Consider the following 12,433-nt stretch of genomic DNA (forward strand, 5'->3'; position numbering starts at 1 on the left):
ACCCCACAAGGAGAACATGATGAAAGCAATACAGATTCACGAGTATGGCGGACCCGAGGTCTTGCGCGCCGTCGAGATCGCGCCGCCCGTCCCCGGCCCCGGGCAGGTGTTGGTGCGCGTCTGCGCGGCGGGCGTCAACCCTTTTGACGCCAAGATTCGTTCCGGTTGGCTGCAGGCCTTCTTTCCGCTGGCCTTGCCTCATACCTTGGGCGGCGATTTCGCAGGTACCGTCGCCGCGCTTGGAGAGGGTGCAAGCGGCTTCGACGAAGGAGACCGGGTGTACGGGATGCTGACGCCGATGCACGGAGGCAGCTATGCGGAGTATCTCGTGCTCGATGCAAACCTGATGCGCCATGCGCCTCGCACGCTGTCGTTCGAAGAGGCGGCCGGATTGCCGATGGCCGCGACCACCGCGTACATCGCGGTTGCGGAACTGGCCAACGTGCAGCGCGGCCAGCGTGTTCTTGTGCACGGTGGGGCAGGCGGAGTCGGAGCAGCGGCAATCCAGATCGCCAAGCAGCGAGGCGCGCACGTGGCGGCGACCTGCAGTTCGGGGAAAGTCGATCTGGTCCGATCGCTCGGGGCCGACCAGGTGATCGACTACACACTGACGGATTTCCGCGTGGATCTTCCCGAGCGCGTGGATTTCGTCATCGATCCGATTGGCGGCGAGACCAATCGCAGGAGCTTCGAGGTGCTGCGCAACGGCGGCGTGATGGCGGTCGTATTGCGAAACGATCCGCAAGAGATGGCAAACCGCGCGGCGCTTTCGCAGCAGCACGGCGTCACTGTCAAGGAGGTCGCCTTCGATCTGCGTCCGGACCTTCTCGACACCCTGCGCGAACTGGCCGATGCGGGCGCATTGCGGCCCAACGTGAAGACCGTGCTGCCGCTCGACCACGCGATCGAGGCGCATCGCCAGCTCCTGGGCGGTGGCGCCACGGGCAAGACTGTTCTGCGAATGGACTAGCCGATGGCTGCAAACATCCCACCGATGGTCGCCGCCGATCAAGGTCGTCGCGACTTCCTGCGCGACGCAGGCCTGGGCCTGGTCGCCATGCACGTCGGCGGCACCCTGGCATGGCTCAGTCCCGCCGATGCCCACGCCGCCGGGGCGTCGTCAAAGGTGCTTAGCGCCAGCGAGGTGACCACGCTCGAAGCCTTTGGCGAAGTGCTGCTGCCAGGCGCGCGTGAGGCTGGAATCTCGCAGTTCGTGGATCACCACCTGGGAGTCGACGCGGCCGACAGTTTGCTGATGCTGCGCTACATGGACTGGCCGGCTCCCTACGCGGGATTCTACAAAGCAGGGCTTGCCGCGCTGAATGCCCTCAGCCTCGCACAACATCGACGGCCATTTGCTGCGCTCGGTGCGGCGGAAGCCGAGGCGCTGGTGCGCGGGCTGGGAGCACCCAACCCTCCATCAGGCTGGACCGGCATCCCGGCATCGCTCTTCTATTTCGTTGTACGCAGCGACGCTGTTGATGTGGTCTATGGAACCATGAAGGGGTTCGAGCGCCTGAACATGCCCTACATGCCGCACATTCCGCCGGTCAAGCCATGGTAGCGCGCACCGCAATTGAGCGCGAAGCCGAGGTGGTCGTCATTGGCGCTGGCGCTGCGGGTTGCCTCTACGCCGATCGTATGTCCAAGGCGGGCCATCGAGTCGTCGTGCTGGAAAGCGGCCCCGCCTGGGCCCTTGGCGATCTCGTCAGCTCTCAAATCTGGGCTCGACGGCTCAAGTGGTCCTCGCCCCTGGTCGAGCAGGCGCCCGGGCAGGCCGCATTCAGCCAGAGCCATGCGACCGGTCGTGGGTTCGGTGGCGCCGCGATCCATCACTTCGGGACATGGTTGAGACTGAGGCCCGAGGATTTCCGGACGGCCTCCTTGTACGGCAAGGGCCTGGACTGGCCCATCGCCTACGACGATCTGCGACCGCACTACGACGCCATACAGGCCGAAATGGGCATTGCGGGTGACGCGGGTGCGGAGCCGTGGAGGCCGCCGGGTGATCCTTACCCCATGCCAGCGCATCCCCTTTTCCGTCAAGCCGAACTGCTCGGCAAGGGTTTCGCCAAAGTGGGTCTGGCCACTTCGCCGCTCCCTCTGGCCATCAATTCGCGCGAGTATCGAGGACGCCCCGGCTGCGTCTACGACGGCTGGTGCGAAGCGGGCTGTCCGACGGGCGCGCTAGCCAATCCCTTGGTGACTCACTTCAAGTCGGCGCAACAGGCCGGGGCAACCTTCCATGCAGGCGTGACCGTCACCCGCATCACGTGCGATCGGCGGGGGCGCGCGAACGGCGTGGAATACCGTACCGAAGGTCGCACGGGACGAATCGATGCTCGCCTCTTGATTCTGACCGCCTCGGTGATTCAAAACCCGAGGTTGCTCCTCAACTCAGCCGACGACCGTTCACGCAAAGGCCTTGCCAACAGCAGCGGCCTGGTCGGCGCCTACCTCACGGCCGACGCCGTCGCGCCCGTCTACGGGATCTTCGATGAGCCTACCCACTGCTTCATGGGAATGAATGCGGGGCAATTGCTCCATCGCGGTGGATTGGCGCATGCGAAGCAAGGTGCACCGTTTGGATCCTACCAATGGCAAATTGCACCTTCCATCAAGCCGAACGATCTTCTTGGCATCGCGAATACACGCGCTGATTTGTTCGGTGCAAAGCTTGAAGAATTCATGCGTCGCGCAAGCACCGGATTGGCGAGCCTGGCGGGATTCGCAGGGGAGGTGCCGAGCCTGGAAAACCGGGTGGCGGTCTCTTCCCGTGTGGCGAGCGATGGAATGCCGTCGGCCGCACTCAGTTACCGGATCTCCGATGGGACGCGGCGGCTGTGGGAGCATCTGATCAAGGAAGGCGAGGGCGTCGTGCGCGCCGCGGGATCGCGCGAGGTGTGGCACGGGCCGCTCGCTGGGGGTCACCTGATCGGCGGGACCGTGATGGGGAAGGATCCCGCACGTTCCGTTTGCGATAGCTACGGCTGTTGCCATGACGTGCCCAACTTGATTCTTGGAGGAAGCGGGCTTTTCCCCGGGGGAAGCGGTACCAGTCCTACCTTTACCCTGTATGCGGTAGCGGATCGTTCGGCAGCCCACCTTTTGAGCCATGTGACGGATTGGAACTGAGGTCAGCTCGGTTAACTTGGCACCGGGCGGGAGCGAAAGCCGAACACAGAATCCTGGCGATGCGAGACCTTGACCTCACGACACTCCGGCTTTTCGTCACCGTATGCGATTCGCGCAACATCGCCCGTGCGGCCGAGATCCACAACATCGTCGCGTCCGCCATCAGCAAGCGCCTGCTGCTTCTGGAAGAGACGGTGGGCAACAAGCTCATCGAGCGGAACCGGCGCGGCATCCTACCCACGAGCGCTGGAGAGATCCTGCTCGAACACGCAAGGGCCATGTTAGTGGGCGCCGATCGCGTGGCAAGGGATATGGCGACTTATCGCGCGGGCATCAAGGGGCAGGTGAGGGTGCTCGCATCGGTGTCATCCATCGCCGAGCTGCTTCCTGATGACATCGCGAGCTTCCTGCAGATGCCAGAGCACCGCGACATCCGTGTCGACATCCAGGAAGCGCTCAGCCGTGATGTGGTGCAGGGCGTCCGCGAGGGCGTTGCACCGATCGGCGTGTGTTGGGATGCAGCTGATTTCGAAGGCCTTCAGACCCGAGCCTATCGACGGGACCATCTGGCGGTCATCGCTCATCCGTCGCATCCGATCGCAGCCCTCCAGCTTTGCGCATTCGAGCAGACGATGGAATTCGATCACGTCGGGCTGCCCGCATCTAGAGCGGTGCACACCATGCTGGCGCGCGCCGCCGCCATCATCGGCAAGCCGATCAACTACCGTGCCGTGGTCAGCACCTTCGATGCGTCGATGCGCTGCGTTCGCGCCAACCTGGGCATTGCCGTGGTTCCCCGCGAAGTGGCCGAGCCCGTGGCGGGCAGTCTCGGTATCAAGATCCTGCCGCTGTCAGACCCCTGGGCACAGCGGGGTTTCGCGCTTTGCTTCCATGACGACAAGAACCTGTCACCGGCAGCCGGGTTGCTGGTAGCCCATCTGCAAACACGCGTCGGAGTGGGCAAGCCCATGCCGATCGGGAATCGCGCATGAAACTGGAAGTCTATGCGCCGCTCGCGGATGCACTCGAATGCGGCGGGCGTGTTCGTCAGCGCGCCGAACGCCTGCCTTGCCTTGCAGCGGGTCATCGAAGGCGGAGTTGGTGAATACGGACAACGAAGCCCAATCCCAAGCGGGCCGACGACGATTCTCCAATTGATTGCGGACGCGGTCGCTGGCTTCCCTATGAAATCGGTCCCACGCCTGCGACCTCTCGTCAACTCACGCCGCATACAGCCAAGTCCACGGTTGGCCCTGATAGGACGACCGGGGCACGAATACACGCAGATCTAGCACTGGCGAAACGGCTCGCCGCCCCCGGTTATAGATTACCTCCATTCGAAATCGGTGCGCCGATGGGCGTGGCGCTCCAATACTGAATGTCGCGGTGGCGGCTTCCCCGGCTTTTATGATCACTTCGAACGGTGTTTGCGACTCGTAGTCGTGCGATTCGGCGTCGAGCGACACATCAGCAGGAGGCGCCTGTTTTGTGTCCGGGTGGTATCCACTGCGATCGAGGAAAGAGACGCTGCTCTCAAAGCGAAGGGGTGGCCCTTTCGCGTCGCGAGGCGAGAGCATGGCCAGGACGCGACAGCTTTCACACAAGGTTGGGCCACACGCCTCGCGCACGCGTACTTGTACTCTGTGTCCACGAGCCATCCGAATGCAGCGGTCTCGATCCAATGGCCTGGCTTCGAGGTCTTCGGCCCGCCGTATGAGTGCATGGTGGGCCTTAGTGCATTGAGCGCGCGCAAGTGGACTCCCTCCTGTGCGAGCCCTTCGCTCAAATCCACGAAGCAGCTGGATTCAAAGGCAGGAAGCTCCATTTCATACGGCAGCTGGTCAACCCGCCAGCCGCGCGGACTGGTGTGCCATGACGTAAATCCATAGTGCAGGCGCATCGGCCCGACGCACCCCGACCCTTCGTTGACCACGAGGATATGCCGTGCCGGGCGGGCGTAGCCGGCTGGCACGCACAGTGGCCAGTCGATTGGCGCGCTGTGCTGCACGAGAAGTACGATGCGTTCTGTGGCGATTGTCACACCGGCGTTGTCGACGACGCGAGCGGCCAGCCGCGGCCATCGTGCCGGAAAGCCTACGGAGGTACTCTTCCCGAGGCCTTGGACGATCTCCCCTCGTGCGATCGCCTCGACATGCTCGAAGCGCGGTTCGATCACAAGCGGCGAGCGGTTGATAACCCGGTAGCGCGGCAGCAGTGCCGCCAGCACGTGAGTGTCCTCCCTTGTCGCGTCAACCGTATCTGGAGCGGTGCCAACGTCGATCAACACTTCAGCCGCCGAGGACTCGCGGAGGCGATTGGTGACTGCCGTCGCGGTCAGTTCAGCCAGTTCCGACGCACTGCGAAAGTGACTCACGACGCGTCCGGTCTGCAGACTCCTGCGGAGAGCCGTGATCGCCACAGGATTCGCATCGCGCCTTGTCTTCGGCCAGTGCTGGCTATCGTCAAGGACGAACACCAGGTCTGGTTTGCCGCAGGCTTGGGCTTGCCGCCATTCGAGCTCCGTAATGGAGCAAGATTCTCCCGGCGGCACGAAGCCGACGCGCCACGCGAAGATCCCGACGTACATGTCGCATTGCGCCACATCCGCCAGACACTTGTCCTTGGGCCGATGGTCGGTCGCGACATAGTCCTCCATTGCGACCACGTCATGTCCCAGGCGGCGCAGTGCGCGATAGACCGCTCCGCGATACGCCACAAGATCGCGATATGTCGACGAGAGATAGATGCGCGCCACATACGCAGTGTGCCGTCGCACCCCGTGGAAAGGAAGGCCCGTCCCGCACTGTCGAGATGGTTGACGCGCTCCGCGTTGCTTGGAAAACCCCGACCGGGTGGTGGATGACGCCGAAAGGACGATCACTCCATATCCGATTTACCTTCTCGTACGGCTCGACGCAGCTTCACCGTGCTGCCAGAATTCAAGAACGCGTTGAGGAGTGCGCTTTGGCCGACGTCTTCGTTTCCTACTCGCGCAAGGACAAGGACTTCGCCTTGCGCTTGACGAGTGCACTGCTCGATCGGAAGCGCGAAGCCTGGGTGGATTGGGAAGGCATCGCGCCCACGGCCGAATGGATGAAGGCAATTTTCGCCGCGATCGAAGGAGCGAGCGCCTTCGTGTTCGTGTGCAGCCCCGACTCCCTGGCTTCCGAGATCTGTGCGCTGGAGCTGGGCCACGCTGTGGCCAACAAGAAACGCGTCATTCCGATCGTCTGCCGTGATATTGACGCCTCGCAAGCGCCGGCTGCGGTGGCAAGCCTGAACTGGATCTTCATGCGCGACGGCGACGATCACGCCGCCGCCATGGACGCGTTGATCGTTGCCATCGACACCGATTTCGCGTGGCTCTCGTTCCACTCCCGGGTGCTGGTGCGCGCAGTCGAATGGGATCGCGAGCGGCATGAGCGCAGCCGGCTGCTGCGCGGGGCGGACCTCAAGGCAGCAGAGGCATGGGTTGTGCAGGCGGGCCAGGGCACCCGGCCCGAGGCGACTGAACTGCAGCGCCACTACCTGCGCACTAGCCGTAGCGATGCTACGCGCCGTCGGCGTTGGCTGGTTGGCGGTTCGACCGCGTTGCTCTTGACTGCGGCTGTGTCCGCTATCCTGGCTCTATTCAATGCGAGGCAGGCACGGGTCGAGGAAGCTTCCGCGCTCGCTCGCAAGCTTGCCGCCGATTCCGAGCGCGTGCGGACCGAACGCCCCGATCTGCAGGTGCGTGCGCTGTGGCTGGCGGCCGAGGCCATGCAGCGAGCACCGTCACCTTCATTAGAAGCAGACCAAGCGCTGCGTTCCTTGCTGGCTGTGATGCCACGCCATCTGGCAGCAGTCCCAACCGGTGGCGCACGCACCGGAAGTCTTGACGACCGGCGCTATGGTGGCGAGCTCGCCATCGCGCCGGATGGTCGCGCAGTGGCATGGACGCTCAACAGTGGAGAGGCCCATGTGTGGACCGTCGGCGCCGATGCCGCGGCTGTAAGGTCCTGGCCGGGCACAGGGCGGACCAGCCGGATCGCGTTTGATGCGACCGGACAGTTGCTGGCGACGCTCAGCGACCGCAAGTCCGTGCGCGTCCGGGACATTCAAAGCGGACGACTCAGCGTCGCTGCCGGGGACGCAGATCGAGGCCGCAGCGGTGGCCGCCCGCGGCGAGCATCTCGCCTTGCTCGGTTCGGATGGCCAGCTCCGACTGTTGGACGCCGGCGGCAAAGCCGAGGGCCAGTTCACGGTCGACCTGTACCACGTCGGAGAACCTCACGTGCTGCTGCGCTTCAGCCGGGACAATCGCCACCTTGCCGTCGCGAGCGTCCATGGGCTCAGGCTGTGCAGACTGGACGCACTGCAGGATTGTGACCGGCTGGCTATGGAAGCCCAGAGTGACAAGACTGCGCTCGAGTTCAGTGCCGATGGCCGATGGCTGGCCGTTGACATGACCGGCAAGGTCCAGGTGTTTGGGACTGACGACACGAGGGCGGCAGTGTTCGAGACCCCAAGATCCGGCGGCCTCGCGCTGCTGCGCTTCAGTCCCGACGGTCGCTGGCTGGCGATTGGCGCTTCGAACCAGAACGAAGTGAAGCTTTGGGACTTCCAGGGGAACAAGCAGATGCTCAGCGTCGCGCCAGGCGGTGCGGCGACGGCTCTGGCGGTGTCGAGCGACTCATCACGCGTAGCGGCGTCCGGAGACGATGGTGTGACCCGGGTATGGGCTGTCCCCGGCGGCGAGTTGCAGGCGCTGATCTCACACCCCGGCCCGATGGCTTTCGTCGCGGACGGCGATCGTTTGGTGACCGCCGGTGACGGCAACACCCTGCACTTGTGGGAGTCGACGGCCCGAGGCGAGACCGTGCGGCTGGCGACTTCCGACCCGGCGGCATACCGGTTCAGCGAAGGCTCCCCCACAAGCGTCGTGGCCGCAGTCATGGCCGCCTCGGAATCGTCAGGCTTCTCTCGTTGGGTCGAGGGTGCAGGGAATGTCGAGCGCGCAATGCGCCAAGGGTTGCGCAGCATCGTTCTGTCGTCCGACGGTCGGCGCGCTTGGGCGGGGCACGGCGACTTCGTGACGGCCTGGGACCTGCAGTCCCTGCAGCCCTCGACCAGCGCTGAACATCGTCCAACGCTGGATTGGACAACGCTGTTACCGACGCTGAAGCAATCTCGATGTTCCTTGCGCGATACGCCCTGTCAGGAACAAGTAGATCGCCTGGTCAGTGAAGGCAGCGTCGAGGTGGAAGCAGTCAGCCCCAACGGCGAGTTCGCCGCTACTGGCCGAGCAGATGGCGTGGCGCGAATCTGGCGCGCTGGAACTGCCGAGCCGATGTTGAGGCTGCCGGGTGCCATCGTGCTGTCGCTGACCAATGAGCATGGGCTTGTCTCGTTCCCCGCGCTGGACCGATGGGGCAAGCCCGACCCACGAGCCGCGCAGCAGCTGCGAATCTATTCGCTTGGTGACGGCTCCCAGCAGGCCGAAATCAAGGTGGACGACGGATTGTGGCGCGCCGAGTTCGACCCTGACGGGCACCGCTTGCTGCTGGTGACTGGCGACTATTCGATTCGTGTACTGGAAATGCCTTCGGCGCGCGAACTCTGGAAGCGACCCGGGGGAGGCACGCCAAACCTCAGCGCTTTCAGCGGCGACGCCCGCTTGCTCGCATTCACGGAATCGATAAAAAACGAAGGCCAAGTCGTCGTTGTGGAAAGTGCCACCGGCAACCCGGTCGGCAAGGCTGTGACTTGGTCCGCCGGTGCGGCGGCACTGGCGGTAAGCCGCGACGGTCGGACCGTGGCCGTGGCTGGCTTTGGCGGCCAGCTCGGGACGTACGACGTCGCCAGCGGCGAAGAGGTGGCGCGCCTATCCCATGCCGACCGGGTCGTCGACCTCGCATTCAGTCACGACCAACAGATGCTGGCCACCGCCAGCAACGATGGCACAGCCCGCATAGTCGATCTGAGGCTGACCCGCGAGATCGCGCGCATTCGCCCGTCGGGGCCCCCAGGCCAGGTGCGCTTCAGCCCGGGAGACCGGTACCTCGCCACGGCGGGTGCGAACGCGATGCAACTGTGGACCTGGCGCACTGAGGACCAAGTGGCCGAGGCCTGCCGGCGCTTACCGCAGGCCTTGCCGCCCGACGAATGGCTGCTATATCTAGCGGGTCTCGAGCCTCAGGCTTGTCGCCCAGCGGCGAGTCGGTAACCGTCGCAGCACTGGTAGGGGTGCCGCAATGTCAAACCCAAGTTCAGATGTCGCATGGACGGCAAAGTTGAAATGTCGCATTTCTTCTTCTGTTCGAAGGCTCTTTGCGAACTTAGTGACTGCCTTGCCTTTGCACTACACGGACCTGTCAGCCGAAGGCCGGCCCGGTTGATCTGCATGCCTTGCGCAGGGCCCGCTCGAATTCCTTGACATCGAAATGTCTGGAATTCATCGTTCCCGGCACTCCCTTTTTCGGCCTTGGAAGCTGGCCTCTATTCGTTCGTGATGGCGCGCAGCGTCGATCATCCCGTCGTGCCTGCACGGCCTGCGCCGCGCGCAGGGCCGAGCCCAGTCGCTTGTTCTCCACCACAAGAATGATGTGGATGCGCCAGCCTTCGTGTTTGAGGTGCGTCCTGTGAGAGTGGAAGTGCATGCTTCGTCTCCTCGGAGCCTGGATGCAGATCGTTCCGACGCGGATTGCGAACGGGCCTGTTCAGGGATCGGTTCGAAGGATTGTGTACCGGACGGACTCAACGCAGCACGATGACCTGGAGCGCGATGCGCAGCGCCTGTTCGTAGGCAAGATCGGCAGGTATGACGCCACCCGGCCGAGCAACGGCGCCGGCAGGAGAAAGCGTCGAGGCTGTTTCGGGGATCAGATCGACCCATCGTGAGGCGGACAGCATCGTGGCCTCATCGGCGCGCCCCGGCAGCAGCATGCCCGCAAGCCGGCCGCCGGCATCGAGAACCGGACCGCCGTAGCTGTTGGCCGCCAGTCCGATACCCAGCTTTCGAAGGCCACCCTCGCCCTGGAGCGCGCCGAAGAAGCCCTGGCTCAGCCAGGGCCAAGCCGGTTCTGCAGTTTTCAGTGACGAATAGGCGAACGCGAAGCCGGCACTCCCCGCGAACGGATCACGCACTGCGAGGAACGGCGCTCCTTCGGCAACGAGCGGCGCGTCGAGGCGAAGGACGGTGACGGCCAGCGACTCGAGGGGCTGAGTCGGGTCCGCCCGCGCGAGCGTGGTCTGCCCCAGGCCGTTGCGCACCCAGATCGCCTGGGCGGTCTCGTCCCGGATGGCGGCACTGGGCACCAGCGCGATCATCCCATCGCCTATCAGCACCCCACTGGAGACCACACGAGCCGATTCCGGGACCCGGGGCTGGCCCTGCTCCGGAACGGCCTGCGGCGCCATCCGGTGTGGCGTTCGCAGCATGAGTCCGCTGGCCCCAGGCGCCGGGGTTGCAAAGGCGCGTCGCACGTCGAGCGCCACGGGATCCTGCGGAAGACGATCGAGGGTTTCCTGCAGCACACGCTGGGCCACCACGTCCTGACCACCCGCCCGCAGCAACCATGCATGCAACGCCCCCGCGGGTCCCGACTCCAGGTGCACGCCGGCCACATGCGAGCAGAACGCCAACGCACGCCGATACTGCCCGGCCTGCATGTAGGCGCGCACCAGCCCCATCTCGGTATCAGACGCGTGCAGCATCATGGCCGCGCGCTCGAAGGTGTCGGTCGCCGCCGTGACCTCGCCGCGCGCGAGTTCGGCCTCGGCGCGGCGCAGCAGCGCCGAGCGAGCCTCCATCACGCCCGGATCGTTCACCCGGATGTCCGTGATCGCGGCCGCCGACCGCGGAACGGTCTTCGTCGCGGACTCCTGCGCGCCGCAATGCACGCCGGACAGGCTCAGCGCCAGCACGGCTGTGCAGAAGGTGCGTGCTGCCGGTGCCAAGTTCGATCGTCGTCAGGGAAGCTGGGTGATGCGCGGGATCGCCAGCGCGGGCAGCGTCGGATCGTAAGCGGGCTTCGGCGCCTTGTAGCCGCCGGCCAGATAGGCCGTGAGCGCATCGATGTCCTGGGCGCCACCGAGCGCGCTGGTGCCACCGAGCAGCACCGTGAACCCGTCGCCGCCCGTGGCCATGAAGTTGTTGACGGTCACGCGATAGGTCTTGGCCGGGTTCTGCACCACGCCATTCACCACGATGTTGTCCGGCGCACCGGTCGCAACGGGCGGTGTCACCGTGACGTCAGTGGGCGTCAGCACGACGTTGACGATCTTCGAGCACGCTGGCGCTGCGGCGCTCCATGAATATTTCAAGCCGTTCGACACCTGCATCACGCGTTGGGCCGTCTGCCCCTTGCAGCCCGTGAACTGCTGCTCGAGCAGGTCCTTGAGTTGCTGCGCGGTCAGCGTCATGGTCACCAGGCTGTTGCCGAAGGGCTGCACCGTAAAGGCGTTGCCGTAGGTCACGTTGTAGGGGTAGGTCGCGGCGGGGTTCACGAAGCCAGGGTTGCGCACGCCGCCGGCGTTCATGAACGCGACGACTGCGCCGCCGAGCGCTGCCGGCTGGGTGGCCTGCAACTGGGCGTCGGCGATGAGGCTGCCGGCGGGCATTTCGCCGGCCGCGTTCGCCGAATTCGACAGCGCCGAGGCGATCGTGCCGATCACCTGGTTGGACAGCGGCGACGCGAGCGTGTTGTACCCCTCGACGATGTTCCTGACGCTCGGGTCTGCCGCGATGGCGTTGTTGATGGCGACGTCCGTTCGGTCCACCAGGCGGTTCGTGGCCGATACGGCGAGCACTTTGTGCGACCGGGGATGCAGCGTGAGGTCGATGTCGGTGAGCACGCGACCGAACGCGCTCGCGCTCGTGACGGCGACCAGCCGCCCCACACGGTTGGGCAGCCCGGTCGGACGCGGCGTGCTGACGGCAGCTCCGGACACCCCCGTCACGTCGACCGTGTTGGCAGAGCAGTTGTAGGCGGCGTGCGTGTGGCCGCTGATGACCAGGTCGACCTCGTCGCCGAGGCCTTTGACGATGTTGGCGATGTCGGAGTCGGTGCCGTCGGCGTTCTTCAGGTTGCCGTCGCAGCCGTTGATGTCCCCGACATTGGGACTGGTCTGGAAGCCCCCCTGGTGCACGAGCACCACGATTGCATCGACGCCCTGGGCGCGAAGCCTCGGGATCAAGGCATTGACGGTCTGCGCCTCGTCGCGAAACTCCAACCCGGCCACACCCGTGGGCGTCACGATGCCGGGCGTGCCCTTCAGCGTCATGCCGATGAACGCAACCTTCGCGCCCTGGAAGGAC

The 12,433-nt window shown here is 64.9% G+C and carries 9 protein-coding genes; 6 read left to right on the forward strand and 3 right to left on the reverse strand.

Annotated elements, in window-relative coordinates; all coding sequences use genetic code 11:
• Nucleotides 1-19: 19 nt before the first annotated feature.
• Genes ACSFBL_RS31665 through ACSFBL_RS31680 form a run of 4 tightly spaced genes read left to right on the forward strand, consistent with a single transcriptional unit; the run spans nt 20 to nt 4,127 of the window.
• Complete coding sequence (locus ACSFBL_RS31665; protein WP_435519782.1) at nt 20-970, forward strand: NADP-dependent oxidoreductase; 951 nt, start codon at nt 20-22, stop codon at nt 968-970.
• A gap of 3 nt (nt 971-973) precedes the next feature.
• On the forward strand, nt 974-1,564 hold the full coding sequence (locus tag ACSFBL_RS31670; protein WP_435519783.1) for a gluconate 2-dehydrogenase subunit 3 family protein: 591 nt from the start codon (nt 974-976) through the stop codon (nt 1,562-1,564).
• Nucleotides 1,558-3,135, forward strand: a complete 1,578-nt coding sequence (locus ACSFBL_RS31675) for a GMC oxidoreductase (protein WP_435519784.1) — start codon at nt 1,558-1,560, stop codon at nt 3,133-3,135. Before ACSFBL_RS31670 ends, ACSFBL_RS31675 begins: the two co-directional genes overlap by 7 nt.
• A 59-nt stretch (nt 3,136-3,194) precedes the next feature.
• Nucleotides 3,195-4,127 carry a LysR family transcriptional regulator gene (locus ACSFBL_RS31680; protein WP_435519792.1) on the forward strand — a complete coding sequence of 311 codons (933 nt, stop codon included), beginning with the start codon at nt 3,195-3,197 and terminating at the stop codon, nt 4,125-4,127.
• Nucleotides 4,128-4,546: 419 nt separating this feature from the next.
• Here the strand turns inward: ACSFBL_RS31680 and ACSFBL_RS31685 are convergent, their stop codons facing one another.
• Complete coding sequence (locus ACSFBL_RS31685) at nt 4,547-5,890, reverse strand: DUF4062 domain-containing protein (protein ID WP_435519785.1); 1,344 nt, start codon at nt 5,888-5,890, stop codon at nt 4,547-4,549.
• 56 nt (nt 5,891-5,946) lie between these two features.
• On the opposite strand from ACSFBL_RS31685, the gene ACSFBL_RS31690 reads away from it, so the two are divergent.
• Nucleotides 5,947-7,503, forward strand: a complete 1,557-nt coding sequence (locus ACSFBL_RS31690) for a toll/interleukin-1 receptor domain-containing protein (protein WP_435519786.1) — start codon at nt 5,947-5,949, stop codon at nt 7,501-7,503.
• Nucleotides 7,409-9,340 (forward strand): WD40 repeat domain-containing protein, encoded by a 1,932-nt coding sequence (locus ACSFBL_RS31695; protein ID WP_435519787.1) that lies wholly within the window; start codon nt 7,409-7,411, stop codon nt 9,338-9,340. Before ACSFBL_RS31690 ends, ACSFBL_RS31695 begins: the two co-directional genes overlap by 95 nt.
• 530 nt (nt 9,341-9,870) lie before the next feature.
• On the opposite strand, the gene ACSFBL_RS31700 is transcribed toward ACSFBL_RS31695, so the two are convergent.
• Nucleotides 9,871-11,073 (reverse strand): tetratricopeptide repeat protein, encoded by a 1,203-nt coding sequence (locus tag ACSFBL_RS31700; RefSeq protein WP_435519788.1) that lies wholly within the window; start codon nt 11,071-11,073, stop codon nt 9,871-9,873.
• 12 nt (nt 11,074-11,085) lie between these two features.
• On the reverse strand, nt 11,086-12,433 hold a 1,348-nt coding region (locus tag ACSFBL_RS31705; RefSeq protein WP_435519789.1), incomplete at its 5' end, for a bifunctional metallophosphatase/5'-nucleotidase.

The sequence above is a fragment of the Variovorax glacialis genome (genome assembly GCF_051216375.1).
Classification (GTDB): Bacteria; Pseudomonadota; Gammaproteobacteria; order Burkholderiales; family Burkholderiaceae_C; genus Variovorax.